We start from the raw sequence: 26,763 nt of genomic DNA, 5'->3' as shown, positions 1-26,763 counted from the left end.
TCCCTCCAACGCGTTCCATAAAGTGCGGTCCTAGAAGGGGTGAAAAACCCGAACGCCGCCGCGCGGCCATGCCGCCCGACATCACGACGACGCCGAAAGTCGCGCCGTCACGAATAAGACGGGCTAGAACCTCAGCTCCAGAAATGTTGCGGCGTTACAAATTGATGTGTGAAGAGATTAAGATCGAGCCCGAAATGTGAGTTATCAATAGGGTGATATGTGCATCCCCGGCGCCCGCTCCCGCACAAGCGCCCTTAGCGCCGACGACGGAACGTTTGACGCGAACCCGGGAACTGGCGTCCAGCAGCGCCTAATGCCTCGTTCACTCCCCGTCAATCCACGCCGGCGCGTCGATGTTCGTCGATCCGTTTAAAGACCGGGCTTCGGAAAAACCCTCTTCCAGTCGTTCTTCATGCTGACGACAATCCAGCCGCGCGACTGCGCCTCGTCGAGACCGCGATTCAAGCGCCCGACGGCGGATTTGCGGTCGTAGGCGGCTTCTCTCTGCGCGTCGTCGTGATGAACGATGAGGCCGAAGCGCGCGCCTTTGCCGGCGGTCGTCCATTGCAGCATTTCGAAGTCGCCGTCGGAATTGCCGAAGGCGGCGATCGGACGTCGGCCGAGATATTCATTTATCCCGACCGGCTTTCCAGCCTTGTCGTCGATGAAATTGACTCGTGGTTCTCGTAGCAGCATCGGTTCGCCGTCCTTGACGACGAATTTCGTCACGATCGTCGAGCCGATCACCATGTCGGGCGGCACGCCATAGACGCGCTCGGCGAAAGCTCTGATGAATTCCGAGCCGCCCCCCGAAACGATATAGGTCTTAAAGCCATTGGCGCGCAGGTAGGAAAGCAATTCGAGCATCGGCTGATAAACCAGTTCGTCATATCGCCGCTTGAAAAAGGGGTGGATCGCGGTCGCAAGCCACTGCGCCACGGTCGCCTGGAATTCCTGTGGCGTATTGCCCGCATGAGTCGCGGTGACGAGTCGCAACGCAGTTTTTTCGCCCCCGGCGGCAAGCGTTTTGAAATCATTTTCCAGCGCCGCCTTAAAGGGCTGTTTCTTGCGCCATTGGGGATGTTTGGGCGCAAGCGCCTTTACCCGATCCAGCGCGAAGAAGAGTTGCGAATAGGCTGGCCATTCGGTCCAAAGCGTTCCGTCATTGTCGAAAACCGCGATGCGATCCTCGGGCTTTACGAATTCGGGCCCGCCCTCGGCCGTCACCCGAGCGACGAAAGCGATGATCGCCTGTTTGGCGGCGCCGTCATTCCAGGATGGCAGAGCGTCGAGCGCCAGCGCTGGCCGCATGAAAAGGGCCGCCCATGTGAACGCGACGAAGACGAACGCTCTCACGGCTCTCACTCCCTGTGCTCGCTCGGCGGGCCTGCGCTTGGCGCTGAAGGAACAGCGCTCGCCGGCCCGGTTTAGGCTTGTCGAAGCCAAGAAGGCCGCTATCTGCGGAAGCATATAAAAATCGCCTTTAAGTGAGGAAGACGCTCATGCGACTGACTGCGGTCTTAACGCTCGTGGGCGCGCTGGCGAGCCCGCTCGCCGCCGCGCAAGCCGAAACGACGAAAAAACCTCATATCATCGTCATATGGGGCGACGACATCGGACAGTCGAACATCAGCGCCTATACGAACGGACTCATGGGCTATCGGACGCCCAACATCGACTCAATCGCCCAGCAGGGAATGATCTTTACCGATTATTATGGCGAACAAAGCTGCACCGCCGGGCGCGCCTCATTCATTACGGGGCAGAGCGGATTGCGCACCGGCCTCACCAAAGTCGGTCTGCCGGGCGCAGACCTTGGATTGCGCAAGGAAGACCCGACGATCGCAGAGCTTCTCAAGGCGCAAGGCTATGTGACGGGCCAGTTCGGCAAGAACCATCTGGGCGACAAGGATGAGTTCTTGCCGACGGCGCATGGCTTCGATGAATTCTACGGAAACCTCTATCATTTAAACGCCGAGGAAGAACCCGAACTGCCGGACTATCCCAAGCCCAACGATCCGGAATTTCCGAATTTCCGCAAGAAGTTCGGCCCGCGTGGCGTCATCCACAGCTTCGCGACGGCGAATGGCGGGCAGAAAATCGAAGACACCGGGCCGCTCACCCGAAAGCGTATGGAAACCATTGACGACGACGTCGCCGCGCGAGTCGTCGATTTCCTCGAAAGGCAGGTGAAAGGCGATAAGCCTGTGTTTCTGTGGGTAAACTTCACTCACATGCATTTTCGCACGCACCCAAAGCCGGAAAGCGTTGGCCAATCGGGACGCTGGAACGGGCCATATGCGGATGTGATGATCGATCACGACAAAAACGTCGGGACGATTCTTCAAAAAATCAAAGATCTCGGGATCGAGGATCAGACGATCGTCTTCTATTCGACCGACAACGGCCCACACATGAATTCCTGGCCGGATGCGGCGATGACTCCCTTCCGCAACGAGAAGAACTCCAACTGGGAGGGCGCCTATCGCGTGCCGGCGATGGTTCGTTGGCCTGGCAAAATCAAGCCTGGTTCGGTCTCCAACGAGATCGTCTCGCATCTCGACTGGATGCCGACGCTTCTCGCAGCCGCAGGCGCGCCGGACATAAAGGAAAAATTGCTTAAGGGGTACAAGATCGGAAAATCGAACTACAAGGTCCATCTGGATGGCTACAATCTACTGCCATATCTCACAGCTCAGGAAGAAAAGAGTCGGCGAAAAGAATTCTTTTATTTCTCCGATGATGGCGATCTCACGGGACTTCGGTACGACAATTGGAAGTTCGTCTTTTCGGAACAAAGAGCGCCAGGCACTTTGCGGGTTTGGGCTGAACCGCTCACCAATCTTCGCGTGCCGCTGATCTTCAACCTTCGCATGGACCCCTATGAGCGCGCGAACATTACGTCAAACACCTATTACGACTGGCTGCTGGATCATGCGTTCATGCTGATCCCCGCGCAGACCTATGTCGGACAATATCTGGCGACGTTCAAAGACTTCCCGCCTCGTCAGAAGTCCGCCAGTTTCTCGATCGACCAGGTGATGGACAAACTGAAACAACCGCTACATCGCGATTGATTGGCGTCGACTTCGGGGTTCAGCTTTCCGCCGATCGCGGGCATGTTGCAAATCATTCGGTGGGCCGGCGCAGCGTGCGCGACAGGCGAGGCGTGCATACATGCTCTTCAAACTGTCCACTTTCGTGTTTTGGTCCGGCGTTTACAACGCCGTCTTGGCTTTGGTTCTAACGTTCCCGCCGATCTATCACAGGATTGGACTGAACATCTGTTCTCCCATTTGGGGATGGCTCATTGCGGGCTTCCTCGCATACACCAGCATCGCGCTGATTTTCGCTTCCCGGGATTTGGCCGGGCGTGGAGCATTGGTCTATTGGGAATCCCTGCTGCGCTATGTCGCGGCGCTTGTGCTGATCCCTGCTGGCTTGTTTGGCGACATAGGGCTGATCGCCGCTTTGCTGGGTCTGGGCGACCTCATCATCGGCCTCGTCTATATGTTCGGGCTGCCGAAGGCGCTGGGCGCGTCACACCGGGCGTTGCTTTTTGACCGAGTCGGTTGAATAAGCCAGCCGTCGCGACGCGCTTCAGGAAAGCGCTCCTCCGGCGCAATCGAGACGTTCATTACGACTTTGGCGGGACTTCAATTACGCCCGAGCGCCCGCTCCAGAACGAACACTCTGAGCGCCGAGGATAGATTCGCGTCGCCGCGTCCAGCGTCGATACGGGCGACGAGCGCGGCGAGCGACGCGCCTTCCTGTGCGGCGATGTCTTTCAGCGTACGCCAGAAAGCATCCTCTAAAGAGATGCTGGTGCGATGGCCGGCGATGACCACGGAATGTTTGACGACGCGGCGGGAGCTGGCGTCCTGCAGCGCTTGCGTCTCGCTCACGCCTGATCGTCCGAGTCGCGCGCGCGTCTATGGCCGTCGAGCCTCGCGCTTTCCAGCCGCGCCTGGGCGATCGTCAGCTCGCGTTCAGCTTTGGCGCGCCCATGCGCAATGCGGTTCGCCTGCGCCGCCTGTTCCTTCGCGCGCTTATCGCGCGCTTTGCGGGCGCGGCGCAGATTGACGGTCTCGCCCATCAGGGTTTTTTGCGGAAGGCGTCGATCGAGACGACCTTTTCGTCGCCTTCTTCCGTCGTTTCGACAGGCCTCAGCTTTCGTTGCTTCTCGCCGCTCGCCGCTTTCGCCGGCTCCGGCTTTGCCGACTCAAACTTCGCCGACTCGAGCTTTACCGTTTCGAATTTACCCGCTTCGATCTTGCGGGGTTCAGCTTTGGCAGGCTTCAGCGCCCTCGCCGGCTCGGGTGTTTTGGCGACGAGGTTTGGTCCGACGTCGGGCGCTTCGTCCTCCGTTTCCTCCTCCGCGTCTTCGGCGGTCTCGAAGCGCAAGCCGAATTTGACCGCGGGATCGAAGAAGCCTGTGACGGCCGAGAAGGGCACGTAAAGATGTTCAGGGATTGAGCGGAACGACAAAGTGACGCCGAAGCCTTCGTCGTCAACTTCGAGATTCGAATATTGATGCTGCAGGATGATCGTCAGCTCGCGCGGCCATTGTTCGGCGAGGCGGCGCGAAATGATCACGCCCGGCTCATCGGTGCGAAAGCTGATAGTGAAGTGATGATCGCCCGGCAGATAGCCGCTTTCGGCGACGTCGCCCAATACCTTGCGCATGACGCTGCGCATGGCGTCCTGGACGAGAAGATCGTACCGAATAATGTCATTGGCCATTGCGTCGCGCCAAACCACCATCTGCATGGTCGTCCGGCTGCCGCTTCCGACCATGATGTTATCGCGCTTTGCGTCACCGCGGCGCGGCGCGAAAAAAAATAGGTGGAGGCTTCTGTTGCCAGGCGCCTCCGGACCCCGCCTAGAAGTGCAAACCCCTAGGGCTTTGATCCCGGTATGGGCGCTGCATTACGCAGCGACGGCCACCGGAGCATAGTTGTCGTTGGCAACTATAAGGTTTGACCCGATAACGGCGGTATCATGCCGAGCGAAAAATCACCCTTTACGCCCTCGTCGATCCTATTTCGCCCCCGCCGAAACCCGCCGCTCTGACGGGCTTTGGTGGAGGCGCCGGGTACCGCCCCCGGGTCCGAATGGTTTATTGCGGTGTCCGTTTATCGCCATAGCCGCCGCAAGCGACGGCGCAGTGAATATAGGCGTTTGCCGGAATTTGTGAAAGGGCGTGGTCTCGAACCACTGTGGAGAAGGGCTGCGGCGGCGGAGGCGTTCGCCACCGCCGCTGCTTTCAAACGGCTCCGCTTACGCCGCTTTATGCTTCATCGGATGGTGGACGGACCTGCCGTAGTGCTTGCCCTGCAGTTTCGTCTGGTGCTTGCCGTGCCGCTTTGTGGCCTTGTGCTTCGCTTGCGGCGTCTTGGCCGTTTCGACGGCGGTCGGTTCGTTTGAGCCGGCGGCTGCGAAGGCGGCGCTCGAATGAATCACCATCGGCGCAGCGAGAAGGGCGCCGAGAGCCAGTATCGTCGTGAGTTTCATGGCTAGTCTCCGATGAGGGAATTTTGCATCCCTTTTTTGCCCCTGAACTGTCTACGACGCGCCCACTGAACCGGCGCTGAAATCGCCGTTCATTCCGGCTTCATCGACGAGTGAGGGGCGATGATCAGCGACCGATCATTTGCGCTTGGAAAGAGCGGAGCGAAGCGCCTTTGCGCCTCATGTCTCGCCCACCCGCTTCACCGCGCTGAAGCCTTTCGCGTCCAAGGCGAGATGGAGCTTGTTCTGCAGGCCGGCGTCGTCGCCCTTGACGAGCAGCGCGGCGTTATCGGCGATCGCCTCGCAGAGCGCGCTCACCCAGGGCTCCTCGCTCTTGGCGAAATCGCTCAGCACATAAGAGTGAACGAGCACCTTGTCGCCGGGGTGGCCGATGCCGAGCCGCAGGCGCTTGTAGTCATTGCCGATATGCGCGGTGATCGAGCGCAGCCCGTTATGTCCTGCGCCGCCGCCGCCTGTTTTGATCCGGCATTTGGCCGGCGCGAGATCGAGTTCGTCGTGGATGACGACGATCTCGTTGAGGCCGATCTTGTGAAAGCGCGCCGCTTCGCCGACCGAACGGCCGCTTTCGTTCATGTAAGTTTGCGGCTCCAGCAGCATGACGCGTTCGCCGCCGATCGTCCCCTCGCTGACGAGGCCCTGAAACCGCGCCCGCGCCTGCGGGAAGCCATACCGCTTCGCGATCGCTTCGAGCGCCATGAAGCCGACATTGTGTCGATTCCTGGCGTAAGCGCGGCCAGGATTGCCGAGTCCGACGAGGAGCAGCATTTTTCAGCCTCTGATACGACATCGGTTTGAACGGCTCGGGGTCTGTCATTCCCGACGCGCGAAGCGCGATCGGGAATCCAGAGCAAGACCAGCGTTCTTGGATTGACTCCGGATTCCTGGTCAGGCCTTTGGCCTGCCGGGAATGACAAGGTCCAAGCGAACGGATCAGGCGGAATTCGTATGACATAAAAATGGCCGGGCGAACCCGGCCATTAACACGGCAGATTTACGCCGTTACTTCTTCTTTTCGTCCTTGGCGGGAGCCGCCGCTGGCGCAGCCGCCGCTGCTGGAGCCTCCTCTGCCGCGCCGCCGCCGGCCGGCGGCGTCAGACTGGCCACGGTGAAATCCTTGTCGGGATTCGTCGGCTTGCAGCCCTGGGGCAACGGGATCGCCGAAATATGCAGCGAATCGTTGAAGTCCGTGCCGGTCAGGTCGGCGGTGATCGCTTCCGGAATATTGTCGGCCGGCACCCACATCTCCACCGTATGGAAGACGATGTTGAGCGCGCCGCCGCGCTTTAATCCGGGCGAGGCTTCCTGGTTGATGAAATGCACGGGGACATTGACGCGCAGGCGCGAGCCGGGCCTCAGGCGCAGAAAATCGACATGGATCGGCGTGTCCTTGACGACGTCGAGCTGATAGTCGCGCGGGATGGCGCGCTCCTTCTTGCCGTCGATGTCGAGCTCGAAAATCGTCGTGAGGAAATGCCCCGCGAAGATGAGCTGGGAGACGCTCTTCTTGTCGAGCGAGAGCGGCTGCGGCGCTTCGCCGCCCCCGTAGAGCACTGCTGGAATGCGGCCTTCACGGCGAACGCTGCGGGCGGCCCCCTTGCCTGTCCCGCTGCGCACCGCGGCCGCGAGCTTCTTGGTCTCGGCCATGTCGGTGTCCTTCAAGTCAAAAGAAAAGGCGCTGCTCGCCTCCAGGGGTGTCGGAAACGCAGGCGCCGGCGGCGGTTATAGAGGCCGGCGCGGGGCATGGCAAGATTGCCGCACCGGTGCGCAGGCAGATGTTATAAATCTGTCGTCGTGTCTCGGGCAGATGGCGCTCATGGCAAGCGATGAGACAGTTATAGACGTGGGCCTGAAGGCCGAGGACGCAACCTTTGAGCTGCGCCAAATCCGAGACGAGGTCGCCGCGCTGCGCGACGCCGTGGCGCGCGAAAGCGAGACGCGCCGCCTGGACTGGGGCGTTAGCGGCGAGGGCGCGCGCAATCTCGCCCATTATCTCGCGCTCCGCAGCCATGATCTGATCGCGCTGCAGCTGCGCCTTTCCGCTTACGGGCTGTCTTCGCTCGGCCGCAGCGAAGCGGATGTCATGACGGCGCTCGACGCGCTGCTGACGACGCTGCGCAGGCTGTGCGGGGAAGAAGCGGCCTATCCTCCGCGCGAAGCGATGCGCGCGGGCGAGGATGCGCTGATCCGCGCCTGCGACCAAATCTTTGGCGACAGCGGGGGCGTGCGCCAGACGCGCATCATGGCGACGCTGCCGAGCGAAGCCGCGACCGATGCGAGCCTCGTCGCGGCGCTGATCGACGCCGGCATGGATTGCGCCCGCATCAATTGCGCCCATGACGACGTTGCGGCATGGAGCCAGATGATCGACAACGTCCGAGCCGCCTCGCGGCGTCTCGACCGGCCCTGCCGGGTTCTGATGGACATTGCGGGGCCGAAGCTTCGGATAGAGGCGGTGCGCGCCCCGGAGCACTACCGCCTGCATCCGGGGGAGCGTCCGCGTCTTGTCGCCCGCCTTGACGAGCGCGGCGGCCCCGTCGCCTTTTCGCTAAATTTTCCGCAAGTCGTTTCGCAACTGCGCCCAGGCGCGGAGATTTCTTTTGACGACGGCAAGGCGACAGGGCGCATCGTCGCGGTGGATGACGAGGGCGTGGAGATCGAAATTATTGCGGCGCGGACGAAAGGCATGCGGCTGAAGCCGGACAAGGGCGTCAACCTTCCCTCGATCGACCTCGAACTCCCGCCGCTCACCAAGAAGGATATCGCCGATCTCGACCTCGTGGCGCGTTCGGCGGATATCGTCGGCTTTTCCTTCGTTCAGCGGGCGGAAGACGTGATTCTCCTGCAGGCCGAACTTGCCGCGCGGCGCGGCGAAAAGCCTGCGCAAGCGCTTGTCCTGAAGATCGAAACGCCGCTCGCCATCCGCAACCTCCCAGCGTTGATCGTCCAGTCGGCGGCGCGTCATCCCACGGCGGTGATGATCGCGCGCGGCGATCTTGCGGTTGAGGTCGGCTTCGCGCGCCTATCCGAGATGCAGGAAGAAATCCTGTGGCTGTGCGAGGCGGCGCATGTCCCCGTCATCTGGGCGACGCAGGTGCTGGACCAACTCGTGCGCGAAGGCGTCGCCAGCCGGCCCGAGACCACCGACGCCGCGATGGCGCAACGCGCCGACTGCGTCATGCTCAACAAGGGCGATTATCTGCCCCAGGGCGTGCGTTTCCTGCGGGACGTCATTACGCGGATGGAACGCCACCAGTCCAAGAAATTCGCCCGGCTCGCAAGGCTGCAGGCCTGGAGATAGGCGTCAAACTCATCGGCCGGGATTGCTTCACCCCTTCTCCGGCAAATTGAGCCTGACGTGCAATTCGCGCAGATGTTTCATCGTCGCTTCCGACGGAGCGCCCATCATCAAATCCTCGGCGCGCTGATTCATCGGGAAGAGCGTCACTTCGCGCAGATTTTCCTCATCCGCGAGCAGCATGACGATGCGGTCGACGCCGGGCGCAATGCCGCCATGCGGCGGCGCGCCATATTGGAAGGCGCGATACATGCCGCCGAACTTGTCGATGAGCACGTCTTCGTCATAGCCGGCGATCTCGAAAGCGCGGCGCATGATGTCGGGACGATGGTTTCGGATCGCGCCGGATGAGAGCTCCACGCCGTTGCAAACGATGTCGTATTGCCACGCCTTGATGTCGAGCGGCTCCATCGTATCGAGCGCGTCGAGCCCGCCCTGCGGCATCGAGAAAGGGTTATGCGAAAAGTCGATCTTCTTCTCGTCCTCGTTCCAGTCATACATCGGGAAGTCGACGATCCAGCAGAATTCGAACACGTCCTTCTTCGATAGGCCAAGTTCGTCGCCGATGCGGATACGCGCCGCGCCAGCGAGTTTTGCCGCCGGCGTCTCTTCGCCGGCAGAGAAGAACATCGCGTCGCCGGCCTTGACGCCGGCCTTGGCGGCGATCGCCGCCTGCGCCTCGGCGGGAATGAACTTGGCGATCGGACCCTTGCCGGCAAGCGCGCCGTTTTCTTCCTCGAAAATCACATAGCCCAGCCCCGGCGCGCCTTCGCTGCGCGCCCAGTCATTCAGCTTGTCGAAGAAGCTGCGCGGCTGAGCGGCGGCGCCAGGCGCCGGGATGGCGCGCACGGTCTTGCCCTTAAACGCCTTGAAGCTCACGTCCTCGCGGGCGAATTCCTCGGATACGTCGGCGATGATCAGCGGATTGCGCAAATCCGGCTTGTCGGTCCCATAGTTGAGCATCGCCTCGCGGAAGGAGATGCGGGGGAATTTCTGCGTGACGGTCTTTCCGTTGGCGAATTCTTCGAACAAGCCCCGCAGCACCGGCTCCATCGCCTCGAACACGTCGTCCTGGGTGACGAAGCTCATTTCGACATCGAGCTGGTAGAATTCTCCTGGCGAGCGGTCGGCGCGCGCGTCTTCGTCGCGAAAACAGGGCGCGATCTGGAAATAGCGGTCGAAGCCGGCGACCATGATGAGCTGTTTGAACTGCTGGGGCGCCTGCGGCAGCGCATAGAATTTGCCCGGATGCAGGCGCGAGGGCACGAGAAAGTCGCGCGCGCCCTCGGGCGAAGAGGCGGTCAGGATCGGCGTCTGGAATTCAAAGAAGCCAGCCTGTTTCATGCGGGCGCGGATCGAATCGATGATGCGGCCGCGCAGCATGATGTTTCGATGCAACTTCTCGCGCCGTAGATCGATGAAGCGGTATTTTAGGCGCGTGTCTTCCGGATAGGGCTGGTCGCCGAACACCGGCACCGGCAATTCGGCGGCCGGACCCAGGACCTCGATCTCGCTGACGTAAATTTCGACCTCTCCCGTCGGCATGTCGGGATTTTCGGTGCCGGCGGGGCGCTTGCGCACGTCGCCGTCGAGCCGCACCACCCATTCCGAGCGCAATTTCTCGGCTTGGGCGAAGGCCGGCGAATCCGGATCGACGACGCATTGCGTCAGCCCGTAATGGTCGCGCAGGTCGATGAACAGCACGCCGCCATGGTCGCGAATGCGATGACACCAGCCTGAGAGGCGGATTTTTTCGCCGACGAGCGCTTCGTTTGGTTCTCCACAATTATGCGAACGGTAGCGGTGCAAGGGCCGGCTCATCGGGCTGTTGGGTTAATAGGACGCGATCCCGGACGGATCGGGCGTTTCGCGGCGCAGAAAGGGCATGGGCCGTTATCGGCTGTCAAGCCGAACGCCGCGGGGCCGACAGAGGAATCAGGTGAAGCGTCGTTTTCCTCACCCTCATCCTGAGGAGGGCCCGCAAGTCGAGTTTACCCGACTTGCGAATTTAATGTCGATCTCGAGCAAGCCCGAGATCGAAGAGGCCGTCTCGAAGGACGAGGGTGAGGAAAACATGCGCGAAGTCGGGCTTCCTCGTCCTTCGAGACGCGTGCTGCGCACGCTCCTCAGGATGAGGAAGCCCTTCACTCGATAGCCCTGCGCCGACAAGAGGCTATTTCTTGAAAAAGGCGTCGGCGGCGGCGCTCGCCGCCTGCTTCGCCGCGCGGGCGGCCTCGAGCCGCGCGATCTCCTGCCGTAGCCGCTCGATGCGCTCGTCGATTTCGGCGATGGAGAGAAGATCGAGCGGCTGGCCGATCTCGAAAGGGGCCGGGCGGCGCGGAGCGTCATCCTCTTCGCTTTTCATCGCCTTGCGGCCCCGGCTGAATTTCTTCGATCATCGGCCAAAATAGCGCCCGAGGCGCGACGCGCCAACTTGTCGGGACGCGTCATTTGAGCGTAATTTCCCGCGCGCTTGATGGTCCGCGCGGGCGGAGCGTCGGCGGCCGCTCAAGCGCCGGCCGGAAGCGCCCTTGACCGCCATAGGCGCGGCGCGTCGTCGCCCGCCTCATTCGCCGGACGACCAGACGCATGACCAAATGGGTATACAGTTTCAGCGCCGGTCGGTCTGAAGGGTCGGCGTCGATGAAGGAGCTATTGGGCGGCAAGGGGGCCAATCTCGCCGAAATGGCCGCGCTCGGACTGCCCGTGCCGCCGGGTTTTACCCTCACCACCGAGGTCTGCGCCTATTTTTTCGCCAATGGCAAGAGTTTCCCCGCCGATCTCGCTGGACAGGTCGATGACGCGCTCGCTGAAATCGGACGCATTGCCGGACATGCCTACGAAGACCCACAATGGCCGCTGCTCGTCTCCGTGCGCTCCGGCGCGCGCGCCTCGATGCCGGGGATGATGGACACGGTGCTCAATCTCGGCCTCAATGACGACACCGTCGAAGCGCTGGCGCGCAATGCCGGCGACGAGCGTTTCGCCTGGGACTGCTACCGGCGCTTCATCGAAATGTATTCTTCCGTCGTGCTCGGCGTCGAACATCATGAGTTCGAAGACGCGCTAGAGCAATTCAAGGAGGGCAGGGGCTTCGCGCTCGACACGCAACTTACGGCCGACGATTGGCGCAAGGTCGCGGCGCAATACAAGGCGATCGTCGAAAAATTCGCGGGCAAGAGCTTTCCGCAGGATCCGCGCGAGCAATTATGGGGCGCGATCCGCGCCGTGTTTTCCTCCTGGATGAATAACCGCGCCATGGTTTATCGCAGCCTGCACAATATTCCCGAAAGCTGGGGCACAGCGGTCAGTGTCCAGGCGATGGTCTTCGGCAATATGGGCGCGCATTCGGCGACCGGCGTCGCCTTTACGCGCAACCCTTCCACGGGCGTGCGCGAGCTTTACGGCGAATATCTCATCAATGCGCAGGGCGAGGACGTCGTCGCCGGCATTCGCACGCCGCAGCCAATCACCCAGTCGGCGAGCCACGCCTCCGGCTTCGAGAAAGTGTCGCTCGAAGCGGCGATGCCGGCGATTTTCGCCGAGTTCAAATCATATTCGGACAAGCTCGAACGCCATTTCCGCGACATGCAGGACATGGAGTTCACCGTCGAGCGCGGCAAATTATGGATGCTGCAGACGCGCGCCGGCAAGCGCACCGCGCGGGCGGCGCTGAAACTCGCCGTCGACATGGCGCGCGAGGGCCTGATCGGCAAGGATGAAGCGATCACAAGGGTCGAGCCGCAGTCGCTCGAACAATTGCTCCATCCGACGATCGACCCGGCGGCGAAGCGCAATATTCTCGCGACCGGCCTGCCGGCGTCGCCCGGCGCGGCGGTCGGCGAAATCGTCTTCGATCCGGAAGAGGCGGCGAAGCTTTCATCGAACGGCCGCAAGATCATCCTGGTGCGCATCGAGACGAGTCCCGAAGACATCGGCGGGATGCATGCGGCGGAAGGCATTCTGACCGCGCGCGGCGGCATGACCTCGCACGCCGCCGTCGTCGCGCGCGGCATGGGCAAGCCTTGCGTCACCGGCGCCGGCGCGCTGCGCATCGACTATGAGGACCAGAGTTTCACCGTCGCCGGCAAGCGCTACGGCAAGGGCGAGCGGATCACCATCGACGGCTCCGCCGGCCAGGTCATCGCCGGCGAGGTGAAAATGCAGCGGCCTGAGCTCACCGGCGAATTCGCCGTGCTGATGTCCTGGGCCGATCAGAAGCGGCGCCTAAAAGTCCGCGCCAACGCCGAGACGCCCTCCGACGCGCGCGCCGCGCGCCGTTTCGGCGCCGAAGGCATCGGCCTCGCGCGCACCGAACATATGTTTTTCGAAGGCGAGCGCATCGTGGCGGTGCGCGAGATGATTCTCGCCGACGATATTGAGGGACGCCGCCACGCGCTCGCGAAGCTGCTGCCAATGCAGCGCGAGGATTTCAAGCAGCTCTTCGAAATCATGTCGGGCCTGCCGGTCACCATCCGTCTGCTCGATCCGCCGCTGCATGAATTCCTGCCGCATTCGGATTCGGAGATCGCTGCCGTGGCGAAGGCGATGGGCGCCGATCCGGTGAAGCTGCGCCGCCGCGCCGCGCAGCTTTCCGAATTCAATCCGATGCTCGGCTTTCGCGGCGTCCGGCTCGCGGTGATCTTCCCCGAAATCGTCGACATGCAGGCGCGGGCGATTTTCGAGGCGGCGATCGAAGCCTCGCTCTCGACCGGGGAACCGGTCGACATCGAGATCATGGCGCCGCTCGTCTTCGCCCGCGCCGAACTCGATCTCGTCAAGGCGCGCGTCGCCGAAATGGCGAAGCTCGTCGAGGATGAGACGGGGATCAGGCCGAACTATCACGTCGGCACGATGATCGAACTGCCGCGCGCCGCGCTGCGCGCCGGCGAGATTGCGCCGTCGGCGGATTTCTTCTCCTTCGGCACTAATGACCTCACGCAGACGACGCTCGGCATTTCGCGTGACGATTCGGGCTCCTTCCTCAACGCCTATGTCGAAAAGGGGCTGCTGCCGGCCGACCCCTTCGTGACGATCGATCAGGACGGCGTCGGCGAGCTGGTGCGGCTCGGCTGCGATCGCGCCCGTGCGGGAAATCCGACGATCACGCTTGGCGTCTGCGGCGAACATGGCGGCGATCCGACGTCGGTCGCCTTCTTCGACAAGATCGGTTGCGACTATGTGTCCTGCTCGCCGTTCCGCGTGCCGATCGCCCGCCTCGCGGCGGCGCAAGCCGCGCTCGGCGAAAAGGCGGCGAGCACGGCGTAGGCTATCGCGAGCCTGGAGGCTCGCGGTCCAGGATGCGCCGCCCTTGGACCGCGCGCCTGCAGGCCGCCTGACCGCGAACAGCAGGTGCGCGCCGCCCATGCCTTACGTGCTCTCCAGCTCTTCGTCGCGGTGGTTCATCTCGAAGCGGCGCACGATCAGCCGCACGAGATAAAGGCCGAATTCGGGGTTCTGGAAATAGAGCTGTTCGAACTGCTCATAGGTGATGACGAGCAGGCTGACGTCGCTCAGGCAGCGCGCCGTCGCGGTGCGCTTGCCATGCGCCGTGAAAAGCGCCATTTCGCCGAATATATCGCCGGCCGAAAGGATCGCGCCGCGTTCGATGATCTCGACCCGGCCTTCGACGACGACATACGCCTCGTCGGCTTCGTCGCCTTTCAAAAATACCGCATCGCGGCGTCTCAGCGTGAGCGGATGCATGAAGGGCTTCAGCCATTCAATGTTCAAGTCATTTTCATTGGCTTCGCGCACGCTGGCGATGAGGCGCCGCATTTCGCGCATGCGGGTGAAATTGAGCGGCAGATTGATCGCATGTTTGGCGATGGTCGGCGGGCTGAAAGTGAGGAGTCCATAGGTCACGCCAAGCACATTGCCGAGCATCGCCGTGATGCGCAGCGGAATCATCCGCTTCATGTAAGCGGCGCCGACGACTGTCGTGGCTTCAGCCCAGGCGAGCGCCGTCAGCGCCGCCGCGCCCACCGCTTTCCCCGCGTCGGAGGCGCACCAGTTTGTCACCGCATCAATCAGTTCAGACATTCCGACTTCCATCCTCATGCCGCGCTTAACCTCGGCGCGCGATCAACACAAGCGCGCGGGACTGGACTTTCCCGTGCGCTTTCGCACATTCGCCCGATGCGACAAACGAGCCGAATGCTGCGGATCGATACTTCGGGACGCGGTTTTTACGAATTCACCCGGCACATTCGCGATTGTGCGCGTGACGCGGGCATGACGCAGGGGCTGCTGACGGTCTTTTGCCGGCATACCTCCGCTTCGCTGCTCATTCAGGAAAACGCCGACCCGACGGTGTTGCGCGATCTCGAAGCGGTCTTCGAGCGGCTTGCGCCAGAGGGGGCGGATTACGCCCATGACACCGAAGGCGCCGACGACATGCCCGCCCATATTCGCGCCGCGCTCACCCAGACGCAGCTCTCGATTCCGCTGATCGGCGGCGCTTTGGCGCTTGGAACCTGGCAGGGCGTCTATCTTTTTGAGCACCGCCGGCGCGCGCATCGGCGCGAAATCGCGTTGCATCTCATCGGCGAATAGGCGGCAGGCGCCTCATTCTGGCACGGCGCCGCCAAGCCCGAGGCAACGGTTCCGCAAGGCTAATGAACGATAAGAATTGTGAAGGATCGCATCCGGGGCGGCGCGAATCGCAACGCCGTGCGAGACGCATCGCCGCAGGTGAGCCAGTCTATGCGTCGTCAGTCGAAAACGCGCTCCGCCCGCAAAGGGGTGACGCCCTGGGCTATCAGCGTCACGGCGCCCTGGGCGCTCGGCGTCGGCCTGCTGGTGTCCTTCACAGCCGCCGCCGGCCAGGATCCGACGAGCGACTGGAACATTTCTCCGCTCGCGGCGCGCGCGCCGGGCGCGCTGACGATCGGCTTCAGCGAAGCGGCGAGCGGCGAGTATGGCTTTTATGGCGAGACGCGCGCCAGGATTCAGGAGGCGCGCCTCATCGTCGGCGCCGTGCAAGAGCACGCGACGGATCCCGACGAGCGCGAGCCGCATGTCGATCTCAAGCCCGATGTGAAGAATTTTCCCCAGGTCGACCGGCGGCACAAGGGCGATCCGGTGGTCGCCATGCGTCCGGGTTTCGAGACGCGCCGGCGCGAGCCCGCCAATCTGGGGCTGAGCGACTCGCCGCCGCTGTCCTTCGGCATCGAGGGCAAGTCGACGCGGCCGACGCCGACGCCGCTGCCGCCGCGCGGCAAGACCCCCGGCGACGAGGCGCTGGAGGAGGCGGTCGCCGACATTCCGGCAGAGCCGGCGACGACCCAAAAATCGACGGCCGCCGCCTCGCCGTCGCAAAGCTCATCGATCTCGACGCCCCCCGCCGCCGATCTCCCGCGCGACGCCGGGCGGGAAGCGCCGACCGAACGCGCGCTGCACGGCGCTTCGCCTCAGACGCCACGCGCCGTCGCGCTGGGCTCGTCGACGCCGGCGCAGCCCGACGCCGTGCCGATCGAAGTGTCGTCTTTCCAAGGCGCGACGCTGGCGCTCGCGACCCCGGGCAAGGACGAAGCCTCGCGGCCGGATTACGCAGCCTCCATCGATCCGGAAAAACTCGGGCGCGAGACCCGCTGTCTGGCCGAGGCGGTCTATTTCGAAGCGCGCAGCGAGCCGGAGGCGGGGCAGGCGGCCGTCGCGCAGGTCGTGCTCAATCGCGTCCAGAGCGGGCTCTATCCGGCGAGCGTCTGCGGCGTCGTCTATCAGAACCGTCATCATTATCGCGGCTGCCAGTTCTCCTTCGCCTGCGAAGGAAGATCGCTGCGCATCACCGAAGGCGACGCCTGGGAACAGGCGGTGCGCGTCGCCAAGGAGGTCATGATCGGCCGAACCTATATTTCCGACGTCGGCCGCTCGACGCATTACCACGCCAATTATGTGCATCCGCGCTGGGCGCGCGCGCTCAGGAGAATGAACGTGATCGGCCGGCACATCTTCTACCGGCTGAAGCCGGGACAAACGTGATGTGTTGTCATTCCCGGCAGCCGAAGGCTGACCGGGAATCTAGAGCGACGACATGAGTTACGGATGTGGCTCTGGATTCCCGATCGCGCGCATTGCGCGCGTCGGGAATGACATGAATCGGATCACGTGACGAGCCGCGCGCGAATAAGTCCGCGCACCGAATTGCCGAGGAAAAACTCCGACTGGGCGATGTCTTCAAGCCGCAGGATCGACTCGCGGGCGCGTCCTTGCGCAATCAGCGCGGCGCGCAGCGTGCCGGGCAGAAGGCCGCTGGCGAGCGGCGGGGTCAGCAAGGTCTCGCCTTGCGGAACGAAGAAGTTGCAGCGCGCCGCTTCGCAGAGCTCGCCGCGTTCGTTTTGAAAGAGAATTTCATCGGCGCCGCAACGCTGCGCCGCCTCGGCGAGCGCGTCCTCGTAAAGCGCGCGCCGCGTCGTCTTGTGGCGCAGCAGCGGGTCGGCGGAAGAGAAGCGCCGTTCGGCCACGGCGACGCGCCAGACGGTTTCCGGCGAAATCGGTTCGATCGGCGTGACGCTCGTTTCGATCGCGCCGTTACGCGAAAGAACCAGCCGCGCGCGCAGTCGCTCGCTCGCATCATTCGCCACGGCGGCGCTCAGCGCGTCGCGCACGCACGCTTCATCAAAGGCGAATCCAAGCGCGGCGCTCGAAGCGGCGAGCCGCGCGAGATGTTCGGCCAAGAGATGAAAGCCTTCGCCGCGCGTCCACAGCAGCGTTTCGATCAGGCCGAAGTCGCTGTCGCGCCCGTCAGAAAGCGCGCCTTGATCAGACATTCCTCATACTCTTCGCGCGCACGGGAATCGGCGACGACGGCGGAGCCGACATTGCAGACGAGGTCGCCCTTTGGAAAAATCGTCAGCGTGCGGATCGCGACATTGAAGCGAATGTCGCCATCGGGCGCGATCATGCCGAGCGACCCGCAATAGACGCCGCGCGCCGCGCATTCGAGATCGCGGATGATCTCCATTGCGCGGATTTTTGGCGCGCCGGTCACCGAGCCGCAGGGAAAAAGCCCGGTGAACAGATCCTTCAAGGTAACGTCGTCGCGCAGCCGCGCTTCGATGCCCGACGTCATCTGATGCAATGTCGGATAGGTCTGGATGGTGAAGAGATCGGTGACTTTGACGGTGCCGACGACGGCGAGGCGCGAGAGGTCGTTTCTCAAAAGATCGACGATCATCAGATTTTCGGCGCGCGATTTTTCGTCTTCGACGAGATATTGCGCGCGCGCCATGTCTTCGGTGGGCAACACGCCGCGTTGCGCCGTTCCTTTCATTGGGCGCGCGCGGATGGCGCGGTCCTGCGCTTCGAAAAACACTTCCGGCGACAGTGAGACGACGGTTTCGGCCTCGAGCGCCACGACGCCGCCATAGGCGACCGGCTGGCGCTTGCGCAACCCGCGATAGAGCGCCAGCGGATCGCCCTCATAGCGCCCGTAAAGCGGGAAGGTGAGATTGATCTGATAGACGTCGCCAGCGAAAATATATTCGCGGCATTTGTTGAATCGCGTGGTGTATTCTTCCTGCGTCCAGGCGGGCGAAAGCGGAATATTCGGTGCGGCACCTTCCGCCGGCGGCAGCGACCAGGGCCGAGGGGCCCGAAAGGCGCCGAAAAGGAGCAGCGGCGTGCGCGCCGTCGGCGTCGCCTGCGTCGCGAATTTGGGCTCGAGCGCATAGCCCAGCTCGTAGCCGGCGTAGCCCGCGAGATAGAGGCCCCGTGCGGTGGCCGCCTCCATCCGTTCGAAGGCGGCGGCGACGTCGGTCGCCGCGCGCGCGACGATGATGTCCTCCGGCTCGTCGAACAACAGCGCCTGCCCGCCGCTGCGGCCGTCTTCGAAAACGACGTAAGGCCGCGCCGGCGCGTCACTTTGCGTCAGGACGGCGGGGCGTTCGGCGGTGTCTTGCATGTGTGGCGGAGCTTTCAAACGACAGTGATGTTACATCAGCCCGCCCCAGTTATGAAACGCCGCGTCGTCGCGCAACCGCCGCTTCGTTTTGCTCTCGTCGCGCGCGCAGGCTATGACGGCCTATGTCGACATCCGCGCCGCTCCGCTTTCTCTTCATCGGCGACGTCTTGGGCCGTTCGGGCCGCGCGGCGCTGTCGCGTTTCGTGCCGCGACTGCGCGAAAAATGGGCGCTCGACTTCATCGTCGCCAATGGCGAGAACGCCGCCGGCGGCTTCGGCATCACCGAAGCGATCTGCGACGAAATGCTCGGTCTTGGCGTCGATTGCGTCACGCTCGGCAATCATGCCTTCGATCAGCGCGAGGCGTTGGTCTTCATCGAGCGTCAGCCGCGGCTCCTGCGCCCGATCAACTATCCGCCGGGAACGCCGGGGCGCGGCGCCGGCATCTTTTCGGCGCGCGGCGGGCGGCAGGCGCTGGTCATCAATCCGATGGGCCGCGTGTTCATGGAGGCGCTGGATGATCCTTTCGCCGCGATCGAGCGCGAACTCGGCGCCTGTCCGCTGGGTGTCGGCTGCGACGCTATCATCATCGACATGCATGCCGAAGCGTCGAGCGAGAAAATGGCGATGGCGCATTTCGTCGACGGCCGCGCTTCCGTGGTCATCGGCTCGCACACCCATACGCCGACCGCCGACGCGCAGATATTGCCGGGAGGCACCGGCTATCAGACCGACGCTGGCATGACCGGCGACTATGATTCCGTCGTCGGCATGGACAAGGAGGAGCCGCTGCGCCGCTTCCTGCGCAAGACGCCCGGCGCGCGCTATGAGCCCGCGAATGGCGAGGCGACCTTCTGCGGCGTGGCCGCCGAGATCGGCGCCGATGGTCTCGCCACCATGATCGCGCCGGTGCGGCTCGGCGGTCGGCTCCGGGAAGAATGGCCGAAGGAATGGGGCGCGCCCTGAGCGGGCGCGACGATTTCGCTAAAGCCCTACTCAGATACTGCGCGATCGACGAACGACGCCGCAAAATGCTGGATCAGATTATAGAAGATGACTGGCAGCATCACTTCGGGGTGTTCGGCGAGGGCCGTGGAAGCGAGCACCAGAGCCGTGCCATTGTTGTTCATGCCCAGGCCAAACATTATCGAAACCGTGTCCGCCCGACTGGCGCCGAGGGCTCGAGAGAGACCGTAGCCTGTAGCGAACATGACCAGGCATAGGCTGCCCACGATCGCGAGAATCGCCGCCAAAAAATCGAAGTCGGGGTGGGCCACGACATTTGGCAGCGACAAGGAAGCGTTGGAATAATTGAGCAGCGTCAGGACAATCATATTGGCGATCTTCAGGTAAGGGCTCGCGGCTGCGACGCGGCCTTGGCCTGCAATTCGATTGGCGGCAAGCCCCAAAACCGTTGGCAGGATCACCCAGGCGCCGAGAAAGGCGAAGGCGCCGCCGGAAGCGAGCTCATGCAGGTCTTCGGAATAATCCCCGATCGTCACATAGCCGACGCCATGGAGAACAACCGGAGTCAGGATCGGACTGAGCAGCGTCGTCAGCAGCACAAGCGCTAGGCTCAATGCGAGATTGCCATTGGCGTTTTGCGACCAGGCCGTGGAAGCTCCTGCAATCGGCATGGAGGCGATAAGGGCCAGTCCAACGAGGATTTGTTGAACCTCGTGGGGATTGTGCCAAAGGGTCAGCGTGGCGCTCATCGCGGCGATAAATGCGAGCGGAACGACTATGTTGGCCGCCAGCGCAGGCGCCAATAATTTCGGTCGGCTGAGCAGGTTTTTGATGTCGCCGGTTCTGGCGGCGAACCCAGCATTGAAAAGTAAAAGGGCTAACATCACCGTGGGCAGCGAAACATTCAGCTGAACAGGAAGCAGATCGCGCGGACTGAATTCGACGCCGCGAATCATCAGGCCGATCGCGGGCCAAAGCGCGGCTGCCACATAAGAAACGCCGATAATATAGATGAAATAATGATGAATAACCCTGACGACTATTTGTATTTTACTTGAATCAGCACGCATGTTCATCCCTTGAGGCCGCCGGTATTTGAGGGCTGTCTACGCGCATGTTCTTTTTGCATGATCCTGGAGCGGGGTGGCTGGCCGCGCACATCGCGCCTCTGTCTACTCTACCCAGAGCGGGCGGGCTCGCTTAAATAGCAGTCGCAGCGCCCATAGAGCGCGCCGCGAAAAAGTGGGAACCGGTTTTTCGCGTGAATCGCGCTCTAAAGTATTAGAATCGATCACGTTATCTGCGTTCAGGCGGACTCGCCTGCACGCAGATAACGTGATCTAGGGCGCCGGTCGGAGCGTGACGTTATGAAATGGGAAGATCTCCAGTCGTCCGAAAATATCGAGGATCGCCGCGGCCAGGGTCCAATGATGGGGGGCGGGCCGCGTATGGGCGCGGGCGGCATCGGCCTGGGCACAATGGTGATTTTGGGATTGATCGGCTGGGCGCTTGGCATCAATCCGGCGATTCTCATCGGCGGCGCGCAGATGATCAACAATATGCGCCCGGACCGCGAGGCGGCGCTGCCCCGCCAGCAGACGCCGAGGCAAAGCGCGCCGCCTAGCGATCAAATGGGGACCTTCGTCGCCAAGGTGGTGGGCTCCAACGAGCAGGTCTGGTCCCGGGTGCTGCCGGAACAGAAGGGCGTGCGCTTCCAGCCGCCCCGGCTCGTCCTCTACAGCGGCTATACACAGTCGCGCTGCGGACCGGCGCAGTCGGCGATGGGGCCGTTCTACTGCCCGCTCGACCAGCGCATCTATCTCGACACCTCCTTCTTCCGCGACATGCAGCGTCGATTCGGCGGCGGCGGCGATTTCGCCTATGCCTATGTGATCTCTCATGAGATGGGGCATCACATTCAGAACCTGCTGGGCATTCTGCCGAAGGTGCAGCGCGCGCAGCAAATGGCCGGCAGCCGGTCGGAAGCCAACGCGCTTTCCGTGCGGGCGGAGCTGATGGCGGATTGCCTCGCCGGCGTCTGGGCCAACAACGCCAACAAGCAAAAGCCGATTTTAGAGGAGGGCGACATCGAGCAGGCGGTCGCTTCGGCGCAGGCGATCGGCGACGATCGCATGCAAAGAGCGACGCGCGGCTATGTGGTGCCGGACAGTTTCACCCATGGCTCCGCCGCGCAACGCACCCAGTGGCTGCTGAAGGGTTTGCGCACAGGCAGCATCGACGCCTGCAACACTTTCGCGAATTGAGTCCGTGAGACTTTAGTCGGCGCCGCAAGTTAATTGCGCAACACCGGCTTGGTCGGAGCCCTGCGAGCCTCCAGGCTCGCCAAAGCTCCTGCGACCGATTCAGAATTTCATGGCGTCGCCTTAGTCTATGAGACGCGGCGGGCGCGGCTCGTCAGGTCCGCGCCGCGCAAATTGCGCGCGAGTCGCCGAAAATCCGCGCTATTGGCCGCAGCAAGCGCGCTTTTGGCGGCGATGAGGCCGACCGGTCGCGCCAGGCCGGGCGCGAGGCGGGTCATCAATGAATCCGGCGCCGCGCGAAGCGTTCTAGCGCGACTTTTATCGCCGTAGGCGAAGAAATCCTGCGCCTCCTCGACGAATCCGCGCTCCACCGCAAATCCCGCGAGGAGAAGGAAGACGTGGTCGCGCCGCGCCGCCTTCAGCGCCTGCGCGACGCCGTCGCCGCCAGGCGCTTCGATCAGCGCGCAGCCGGCTTCATCGGCGAGTCCTTCCAGATCTCGCGTTGCCTGCGCGACGATGATGGCGTCGGCGACGAGCCCCTGCAAGCATGATTCGATGAGCGATCCGAGAGAGCGCGCCACGGCCTCGCGGCGCAACGGCGCCTCAGGGGAATCGAGGGCGATCAAAACAGCGCTCAGCATCATGCTGACATAGCGGAAAGGCGCGCGTGGCGAAATGCGGCGCCGCATTAACGTGCGCTGCGTTTATCTTATGAGCGGCGCCCATTGCGCGGGCGACGCCCTTCGGTCACCATCGCGCCATGCCTTCTGCTCTCCCGCTCGAAATCCTGACGACGGATCAAATGGCGCGCGCCGACCGCCTGACGATCGAGAGCGGCGTGCCGGCAATGACGCTGATGGAGAGCGCCGCCACGGCGATTGCGCGGGCGACCAGCCAAATTCTTCAGCGCACCAGCGGGCGGCGGGTCTTGGTGCTCTGCGGACCGGGCAATAATGGCGGCGATGGCTTTGTCGCGGCGCGGCTGCTTCGCGCGCAGCGCTACAAGGTTCGCGTCGCTTCGCTGACGCCGCTCGACAAATTGCGCGGCGATGCGGCGCGGGCCGCCGCTTCATGGCCCTGTCCGGTCGCTTCCGCGCTCGAGTGCCGCTTCGATGGCGTCGATCTCGTTATCGATGCGCTGTTCGGCACGGGGCTGGCGCGCGACCTTGACCCTGCCGCCTGCGATCTGGTCCGCCGTCTCAACCGCTGGCGTCGCGAAAGCGGTCAGAATGTCCTCGCCGTCGACATTCCAAGCGGCGTCGATGGAACCACGGGAGCGGCGCGCGGCGCGGCGGTCGAGGCCGATACGACCGTCACCTTCTTTCGTGTGAAGTCCGGGCATATGCTGCTGCCGGGCCGTTTGCATTGTGGCCAACTCATCTGCGCCCATATCGGCATTCGGTCTTCGGCGCTCGAGTCGATCGGCGTGACGACTTTCGTCAATATGTCCCAGCTCTGGCGCGCCGAACTGCCCCTACCGCAGATCGAAGGCCACAAATATTCGCGCGGCCACGCATTGGTTGTCTCCGGCGGCGCCTCCTTTACAGGCGCCGCGCGGCTTTCGGCGGCGGCTGCGCTGCGCGCCGGCGCCGGCCTCGTCACACTTGCGAGCCCTATGGAAGCGCTCGCGGTCAACGCCAGCGCGCTGACGTCGGTCATGGTTCGGCCATCCGACGGCGCAAAAGGCCTCGCCAAGGTTCTTGCCGACGAACGCAAGAACGCTGTCGCCATCGGTCCGGGGCTGGGCGTGAGCGAAGAAAGCTGCGCGCAGGTCGAAGCCGCGCTTGCGCCGCAGGCCTATCGCCGCGCCGCCGTGCTCGACGCCGATGCGCTGTCGAGCTTCGCCGGCGACCCGGAGCGACTGTGGCGGGCGACGCGCGCCGCGCCTGGCCCGGTGGTAATGACGCCGCACGCCGGCGAATTTGCCCGCCTGTTTGCCGCCTGCGAGGCAAATTGCGACTGCCGCTCGAAGCTCGACAAAGCGCGCGAGGCGGCCCGCGCCAGCGGCGCGGTCGTCCTGTTCAAGGGGCCGGACACGGTCGTCGCCGCGCCCGACGGTCGCGCGTCAATCCTGCCCTATGCGACGCCCTGGCTCGCCACCGCAGGCTCGGGCGACGTACTGACGGGAATCATCGCCGGCCTGCTGGCGCAGCGTATGGACGGCTTTCTCGCCGCCTCCTGCGCCGCCTGGATGCATGCGCGCGCGGCCGAGATTTTTGGCCCCGGATTGATCGCCGACGACGTCATCGCCGCTTTGCCCCAGGTCTGGCGGGAGCTGTGCGCCGCGCAGCCGAACTAACCTTCTGAAGTGATTGGTTTTCAGAGCGGCGCAGGTGGCCGCCGCGCCATTTGAAACTCAGCCAGTGGACTTGTCCCGACGATTGGACCTTCGTAGACTCAAACGCTTGAGCGTAGGCGCAGCCGATGCGGACGAGAGATCGCCGCGATTCGCGCTGTTGCCACAAGCGGCAACCGTCGCCGCCATATTGCTGTCGCTGCCGGCATGCTTCAAAGCGCGACGGCTGGGAGAAACGGGCGCCGGATGCAATCTTTCGAAAAACTGTTGCTTGAGAACAAAGCCTGGGCCGAGGAAGTCAAGGATCGCGACCCGGGCTATTTTGATCGGCTCGCGGCCGCTCAGAAGCCGGAATTCCTGTGGATTGGCTGTTCCGACAGCCGCGTGCCGGCGGACATCATCGTCAATGCACGGCCCGGCGCGATTTTCGCGCATCGCAATATCGCCAATCAGGTGATCGCCACGGACTTTAACTGCCTGAGCGTCATTCAATATGCGGTGCAGGTGCTGAAAGTGCCGCATATCATCGTCTGCGGCCACTATAACTGCGGCGGCGTTCGCGCCGCGCTCGACCGACAGCGTCCCGATCTGGCGCTGCTCAACAAATGGCTCATGCACATCAAAGACACCTATCGGATGCACCGCGACGAGATTGACGCGCTTAACTCGGAGACGGAAAGAGCCAATCGGCTCGTCGAGCTTAACGTCATCGAGCAAGTGATCCGTTTGTCGCAATTCTCCATCGTGCAGACTGCATGGAAAGAAGACCAGCGGCCGATGTTGCACGGCTGGGTTTTCGGCCTCCAAGACGGAATATTGCAACAGCTCGTCACCTTGCCGCCCGGCAGCGACGTTGACGCCATCTATAAGCAATACGGCGACGATCTATAGCAAGGCGCGCAAAACGCCAATCGAGGAGAGCTCAAGCGTGTTCAGGCGGCATATCGATTACTACTACCGTCACCTAGATCGCGACATTCCCGCAGGCGTCGTGGTGTTCCTCGTCGCGGTGCCGCTGTGCCTTGGCATCGCAGTCGCTTCCGGCGCGCCGCCGTTCTCCGGAATTATTGCTGGGATGATCGGCGGGCTGCTTATTTCGCTTCTCAGCGGTTCGCAGTTGAGCGTTTCTGGTCCGGCCGCGGGCCTGACGGTCATTGTGGCGGCCGCGGTCGAAAAGCTCGGCTTCGACGCCATGCTGCTCGCCGTTGCGGTGTCTGGCCTGATTCAATTGGCCATGGGGTTTCTGCGCGCGGGCGTCATTGGCGCCTTTTTTCCGTCGGCCGTCATCAAAGGCATGCTCGCCGCGATCGGTCTGATCCTGATCATGAAGCAATTGCCGCACGCGGTCGGCTACGACGCCGATGCAGAGGCCGATTTGTCATTCCTCGAGGACGACAGCCACACGCGCCTTTCGTTTCTGTGGGACGCGTTTCGCTCATTTTCGACCGGAGCGGTGATCGTCAGCCTTGTGTCGCTCGCGATCCTGCTGCTTTGGGAATCGCCCTATATCAAAAAGCATCGCTACCTGTCGCTCGCCCCAGGTCCGTTGGTCGCGGTCCTGTTCGGCGTCTTTTATAACGTCGTGGCGCAGACGCTGTTTCCCTCGCTGGCGATCGCCTCGCAACATCTCGTCAACCTTCCGGCGATCTTCGGGCCGATGGATTTCGCGCGGGAGCTCAACTTTCCGAATTTCACCCGGCTGATCGACATTCAAATTTATGTGACGGCCGCGACTCTGGCCCTGGTCGGCAGTCTTGAAACTCTGCTCAGTCTCGAAGCCGTCGATAAGCTCGATCCACTCAAGCGCACCGCGCCGACCAATCGCGAGCTGAAGGCTCAGGGCGTCGGCAATTTCTTGAGCGGGATGTTGGGCGGGCTGCCGATCACTGCCGTGATCGTGCGCAGTTCCGCCAATATCGACGCGGGCGCGCGAAGCAAGTCGGCGTCCTTTGTCCACGGCCTGTTGCTTTTGTTGAGCGCGATGTTCCTGTCGAGCCTGCTCAATTTGATCCCACTCGCCTGCCTCGCGGCGGTGCTGATCTTGACAGGCTATAAGCTCGCGAAGCCAACGCTCTTCATGCAGCAATATGAAAAAGGCTTCAATCAATTTGCGCCCTTTGCAATGACGGTCGGCGCAATTCTTATGACGGATCTTCTCAAAGGCATGGCCATCGGCATGGCCGTCGGTCTGTTCTTCGTGTTGCGCGCGAATTACCACTCGGCGTTCACGCTGACGCGCGACGGCCGAAATTACCTTCTGCGGCTGCAAAAGGACGTGTCCTTCCTCAACAAGGCGCAATTGCGCAGCCTGCTCGAGAAGATCGAGGAGAACGGCTATCTCGTGATCGACGGCACGCGCGCAAACTTTGTCGATCAGGACATCATGGAAACGATTCAGGATTTCATCAAGGCGGCCAGCGATTACAATATTCGCGTCGAGTTGAAGGAGATGCGCGGGCTTGAACCGGTCAACGGACTGGTTCCGGCCGAATAGGGCGCGTTCAAATTCG

General features: G+C 62.8%; 25 protein-coding genes and 1 other RNA gene. 11 read left to right on the top strand and 15 right to left on the bottom strand.

All coding sequences use genetic code 11. The features are described from left to right. Positions 1 to 369: 369 nt before the first annotated feature. On the bottom strand, positions 370 to 1,311 hold the full coding sequence (locus AB7I51_RS09320) for an HAD family hydrolase (protein ID WP_428405578.1): 942 nt from the start codon (positions 1,309 to 1,311) through the stop codon (positions 370 to 372). 191 nt (positions 1,312 to 1,502) lie between these two features. On the opposite strand from AB7I51_RS09320, the gene AB7I51_RS09315 reads away from it, so the two are divergent. Together AB7I51_RS09315 and AB7I51_RS09310 are read left to right on the top strand one after the other, a co-directional pair. Beyond that, positions 1,503 to 3,077, top strand: a complete 1,575-nt coding sequence (locus AB7I51_RS09315; protein ID WP_428405573.1) for an arylsulfatase — start codon at positions 1,503 to 1,505, stop codon at positions 3,075 to 3,077. 100 nt (positions 3,078 to 3,177) lie between these two features. Continuing rightward, positions 3,178 to 3,576 (top strand): hypothetical protein, encoded by a 399-nt coding sequence (locus tag AB7I51_RS09310; protein WP_428405574.1) that lies wholly within the window; start codon positions 3,178 to 3,180, stop codon positions 3,574 to 3,576. 80 nt (positions 3,577 to 3,656) lie between these two features. Here AB7I51_RS09310 and AB7I51_RS09305 read toward each other — a convergent pair whose 3' ends face one another. The 7 genes from AB7I51_RS09305 to AB7I51_RS09275 form a co-directional block, all read right to left on the bottom strand. Continuing rightward, the gene (locus tag AB7I51_RS09305) at positions 3,657 to 3,905 is read right to left on the bottom strand and encodes a ribbon-helix-helix domain-containing protein (RefSeq protein WP_428405575.1); all 249 of its coding nucleotides are present in this window, start codon (positions 3,903 to 3,905) and stop codon (positions 3,657 to 3,659) included. After that, the gene (locus AB7I51_RS09300; RefSeq protein ID WP_428405576.1) at positions 3,902 to 4,096 is read right to left on the bottom strand and encodes a DUF4169 family protein; all 195 of its coding nucleotides are present in this window, start codon (positions 4,094 to 4,096) and stop codon (positions 3,902 to 3,904) included. Before AB7I51_RS09300 ends, AB7I51_RS09305 begins: the two co-directional genes overlap by 4 nt. Next, positions 4,096 to 4,797: an SspB family protein gene (locus tag AB7I51_RS09295; protein ID WP_428405577.1), complete on the bottom strand. Its 702-nt coding sequence runs from the start codon at positions 4,795 to 4,797 to the stop codon at positions 4,096 to 4,098. The genes AB7I51_RS09300 and AB7I51_RS09295 overlap by 1 nt, the downstream gene beginning before the upstream one ends. Positions 4,798 to 4,844: 47 nt before the next feature. Beyond that, positions 4,845 to 5,203: a transfer-messenger RNA gene (gene ssrA, locus AB7I51_RS09290) on the bottom strand. Positions 5,204 to 5,280: 77 nt separating this feature from the next. Then, entirely contained in the window at positions 5,281 to 5,514 is a 234-nt protein-coding gene (locus AB7I51_RS09285; RefSeq protein WP_428405302.1) for a hypothetical protein, read from the bottom strand. A gap of 177 nt (positions 5,515 to 5,691) precedes the next feature. After that, a complete protein-coding gene (gene pth, locus AB7I51_RS09280) occupies positions 5,692 to 6,297 on the bottom strand; it encodes an aminoacyl-tRNA hydrolase (RefSeq protein ID WP_428405301.1) in 606 nt (201 codons plus the stop codon). 234 nt (positions 6,298 to 6,531) lie between these two features. After that, positions 6,532 to 7,176: a 50S ribosomal protein L25/general stress protein Ctc gene (locus AB7I51_RS09275; RefSeq protein WP_428405300.1), complete on the bottom strand. Its 645-nt coding sequence runs from the start codon at positions 7,174 to 7,176 to the stop codon at positions 6,532 to 6,534. 196 nt (positions 7,177 to 7,372) lie between these two features. Here AB7I51_RS09275 and AB7I51_RS09270 point away from each other — a divergent pair, with 196 nt between their 5' ends. Next, a complete protein-coding gene (locus AB7I51_RS09270; protein ID WP_428405299.1) occupies positions 7,373 to 8,830 on the top strand; it encodes a pyruvate kinase in 1,458 nt (485 codons plus the stop codon). Between the two features lie 27 nt (positions 8,831 to 8,857). On the opposite strand, the gene aspS is transcribed toward AB7I51_RS09270, so the two are convergent. Together aspS and AB7I51_RS09260 are read right to left on the bottom strand one after the other, a co-directional pair. After that, positions 8,858 to 10,636 carry an aspartate--tRNA ligase gene (gene aspS / locus AB7I51_RS09265; RefSeq protein WP_428405298.1) on the bottom strand — a complete coding sequence of 593 codons (1,779 nt, stop codon included), beginning with the start codon at positions 10,634 to 10,636 and terminating at the stop codon, positions 8,858 to 8,860. A 364-nt stretch (positions 10,637 to 11,000) separates the two neighbouring features. Then, entirely contained in the window at positions 11,001 to 11,192 is a 192-nt protein-coding gene (locus tag AB7I51_RS09260; protein WP_428405297.1) for a DUF1192 domain-containing protein, read from the bottom strand. 224 nt (positions 11,193 to 11,416) lie between these two features. Between AB7I51_RS09260 and ppdK the strand changes: the two genes are divergently transcribed. After that, the gene (ppdK, locus tag AB7I51_RS09255) at positions 11,417 to 14,095 is read left to right on the top strand and encodes a pyruvate, phosphate dikinase (protein WP_428405296.1); all 2,679 of its coding nucleotides are present in this window, start codon (positions 11,417 to 11,419) and stop codon (positions 14,093 to 14,095) included. Positions 14,096 to 14,197: 102 nt separating this feature from the next. On the opposite strand, the gene AB7I51_RS09250 is transcribed toward ppdK, so the two are convergent. Then, positions 14,198 to 14,869, bottom strand: a complete 672-nt coding sequence (locus AB7I51_RS09250; protein WP_428405295.1) for a Crp/Fnr family transcriptional regulator — start codon at positions 14,867 to 14,869, stop codon at positions 14,198 to 14,200. A 96-nt stretch (positions 14,870 to 14,965) separates the two neighbouring features. Between AB7I51_RS09250 and AB7I51_RS09245 the strand changes: the two genes are divergently transcribed. Both AB7I51_RS09245 and AB7I51_RS09240 read left to right on the top strand, forming a co-directional pair. Further along, positions 14,966 to 15,382, top strand: coding sequence for a secondary thiamine-phosphate synthase enzyme YjbQ (locus AB7I51_RS09245; protein ID WP_428405294.1), 417 nt, complete (start codon positions 14,966 to 14,968; stop codon positions 15,380 to 15,382). Between the two features lie 150 nt (positions 15,383 to 15,532). Beyond that, entirely contained in the window at positions 15,533 to 16,810 is a 1,278-nt protein-coding gene (locus AB7I51_RS09240; RefSeq protein ID WP_428405303.1) for a cell wall hydrolase, read from the top strand. Between the two features lie 122 nt (positions 16,811 to 16,932). Here the strand turns inward: AB7I51_RS09240 and AB7I51_RS09235 are convergent, their stop codons facing one another. Together AB7I51_RS09235 and AB7I51_RS09230 are read right to left on the bottom strand one after the other, a co-directional pair. Beyond that, a complete protein-coding gene (locus AB7I51_RS09235) occupies positions 16,933 to 17,598 on the bottom strand; it encodes an aminotransferase class IV (protein WP_428405293.1) in 666 nt (221 codons plus the stop codon). Beyond that, positions 17,547 to 18,731, bottom strand: coding sequence for an aminodeoxychorismate synthase component I (locus AB7I51_RS09230; protein WP_428405292.1), 1,185 nt, complete (start codon positions 18,729 to 18,731; stop codon positions 17,547 to 17,549). The genes AB7I51_RS09235 and AB7I51_RS09230 overlap by 52 nt, the downstream gene beginning before the upstream one ends. 122 nt (positions 18,732 to 18,853) lie before the next feature. Between AB7I51_RS09230 and AB7I51_RS09225 the strand changes: the two genes are divergently transcribed. Further along, entirely contained in the window at positions 18,854 to 19,696 is an 843-nt protein-coding gene (locus AB7I51_RS09225; RefSeq protein ID WP_428405291.1) for a TIGR00282 family metallophosphoesterase, read from the top strand. A 26-nt stretch (positions 19,697 to 19,722) separates the two neighbouring features. On the opposite strand, the gene AB7I51_RS09220 is transcribed toward AB7I51_RS09225, so the two are convergent. Beyond that, positions 19,723 to 20,772 (bottom strand): bile acid:sodium symporter family protein, encoded by a 1,050-nt coding sequence (locus AB7I51_RS09220; protein WP_428406187.1) that lies wholly within the window; start codon positions 20,770 to 20,772, stop codon positions 19,723 to 19,725. A 291-nt stretch (positions 20,773 to 21,063) separates the two neighbouring features. On the opposite strand from AB7I51_RS09220, the gene ypfJ reads away from it, so the two are divergent. Further along, positions 21,064 to 21,960 (top strand): KPN_02809 family neutral zinc metallopeptidase, encoded by an 897-nt coding sequence (gene ypfJ / locus AB7I51_RS09215; protein ID WP_428405005.1) that lies wholly within the window; start codon positions 21,064 to 21,066, stop codon positions 21,958 to 21,960. Positions 21,961 to 22,085: 125 nt separating this feature from the next. Here ypfJ and AB7I51_RS09210 read toward each other — a convergent pair whose 3' ends face one another. Next, positions 22,086 to 22,646: a transposase gene (locus tag AB7I51_RS09210; RefSeq protein ID WP_428406186.1), complete on the bottom strand. Its 561-nt coding sequence runs from the start codon at positions 22,644 to 22,646 to the stop codon at positions 22,086 to 22,088. A gap of 71 nt (positions 22,647 to 22,717) precedes the next feature. Between AB7I51_RS09210 and AB7I51_RS09205 the strand changes: the two genes are divergently transcribed. The 3 genes from AB7I51_RS09205 (at position 22,718) to AB7I51_RS09195 (ending at position 26,747) form a co-directional block, all read left to right on the top strand. Further along, positions 22,718 to 24,256, top strand: coding sequence for an NAD(P)H-hydrate dehydratase (locus AB7I51_RS09205; protein ID WP_428405003.1), 1,539 nt, complete (start codon positions 22,718 to 22,720; stop codon positions 24,254 to 24,256). 243 nt (positions 24,257 to 24,499) lie between these two features. Further along, a complete protein-coding gene (gene can, locus AB7I51_RS09200; protein ID WP_428405002.1) occupies positions 24,500 to 25,144 on the top strand; it encodes a carbonate dehydratase in 645 nt (214 codons plus the stop codon). A 37-nt stretch (positions 25,145 to 25,181) separates the two neighbouring features. After that, on the top strand, positions 25,182 to 26,747 hold the full coding sequence (locus AB7I51_RS09195) for a SulP family inorganic anion transporter (RefSeq protein WP_428405001.1): 1,566 nt from the start codon (positions 25,182 to 25,184) through the stop codon (positions 26,745 to 26,747). Positions 26,748 to 26,763 lie beyond the last annotated feature (16 nt).

The organism is Methylocystis sp. (assembly GCF_050246715.1).
GTDB lineage: Bacteria > Pseudomonadota > Alphaproteobacteria > Rhizobiales > Beijerinckiaceae > Methylocystis.
This window is presented reverse-complemented; position numbering and strand designations above follow the sequence as displayed.

Excerpts from the sequence above, each read along its gene's own strand:
- AB7I51_RS09320 (WP_428405578.1), bottom strand. The coding sequence starts at position 1,311 with ATGCGGCCAGCGCTGGCGCTCGACGCTCTGCCATCCTGGAATGACGGC.
- AB7I51_RS09315 (WP_428405573.1), top strand. The coding sequence starts at position 1,503 with ATGCGACTGACTGCGGTCTTAACGCTCGTGGGCGCGCTGGCGAGCCCG.
- AB7I51_RS09310 (WP_428405574.1), top strand. The coding sequence starts at position 3,178 with ATGCTCTTCAAACTGTCCACTTTCGTGTTTTGGTCCGGCGTTTACAAC.
- AB7I51_RS09300 (WP_428405576.1), bottom strand. The coding sequence starts at position 4,096 with ATGGGCGAGACCGTCAATCTGCGCCGCGCCCGCAAAGCGCGCGATAAG.
- AB7I51_RS09295 (WP_428405577.1), bottom strand. The coding sequence starts at position 4,797 with ATGGTCGGAAGCGGCAGCCGGACGACCATGCAGATGGTGGTTTGGCGC.
- AB7I51_RS09285 (WP_428405302.1), bottom strand. The coding sequence starts at position 5,514 with ATGAAACTCACGACGATACTGGCTCTCGGCGCCCTTCTCGCTGCGCCG.
- pth (WP_428405301.1), bottom strand. The coding sequence starts at position 6,297 with ATGCTGCTCCTCGTCGGACTCGGCAATCCTGGCCGCGCTTACGCCAGG.
- AB7I51_RS09275 (WP_428405300.1), bottom strand. The coding sequence starts at position 7,176 with ATGGCCGAGACCAAGAAGCTCGCGGCCGCGGTGCGCAGCGGGACAGGC.
- AB7I51_RS09260 (WP_428405297.1), bottom strand. The coding sequence starts at position 11,192 with ATGAAAAGCGAAGAGGATGACGCTCCGCGCCGCCCGGCCCCTTTCGAG.
- ppdK (WP_428405296.1), top strand. The coding sequence starts at position 11,417 with ATGACCAAATGGGTATACAGTTTCAGCGCCGGTCGGTCTGAAGGGTCG.
- AB7I51_RS09250 (WP_428405295.1), bottom strand. The coding sequence starts at position 14,869 with ATGTCTGAACTGATTGATGCGGTGACAAACTGGTGCGCCTCCGACGCG.
- AB7I51_RS09245 (WP_428405294.1), top strand. The coding sequence starts at position 14,966 with ATGCGACAAACGAGCCGAATGCTGCGGATCGATACTTCGGGACGCGGT.
- AB7I51_RS09240 (WP_428405303.1), top strand. The coding sequence starts at position 15,533 with ATGCGTCGTCAGTCGAAAACGCGCTCCGCCCGCAAAGGGGTGACGCCC.
- AB7I51_RS09235 (WP_428405293.1), bottom strand. The coding sequence starts at position 17,598 with ATGTCTGATCAAGGCGCGCTTTCTGACGGGCGCGACAGCGACTTCGGC.
- AB7I51_RS09230 (WP_428405292.1), bottom strand. The coding sequence starts at position 18,731 with ATGCAAGACACCGCCGAACGCCCCGCCGTCCTGACGCAAAGTGACGCG.
- AB7I51_RS09225 (WP_428405291.1), top strand. The coding sequence starts at position 18,854 with ATGTCGACATCCGCGCCGCTCCGCTTTCTCTTCATCGGCGACGTCTTG.
- AB7I51_RS09220 (WP_428406187.1), bottom strand. The coding sequence starts at position 20,772 with ATGAACATGCGTGCTGATTCAAGTAAAATACAAATAGTCGTCAGGGTT.
- ypfJ (WP_428405005.1), top strand. The coding sequence starts at position 21,064 with ATGAAATGGGAAGATCTCCAGTCGTCCGAAAATATCGAGGATCGCCGC.
- AB7I51_RS09210 (WP_428406186.1), bottom strand. The coding sequence starts at position 22,646 with ATGCGGCGCCGCATTTCGCCACGCGCGCCTTTCCGCTATGTCAGCATG.
- AB7I51_RS09205 (WP_428405003.1), top strand. The coding sequence starts at position 22,718 with ATGCCTTCTGCTCTCCCGCTCGAAATCCTGACGACGGATCAAATGGCG.
- can (WP_428405002.1), top strand. The coding sequence starts at position 24,500 with ATGCAATCTTTCGAAAAACTGTTGCTTGAGAACAAAGCCTGGGCCGAG.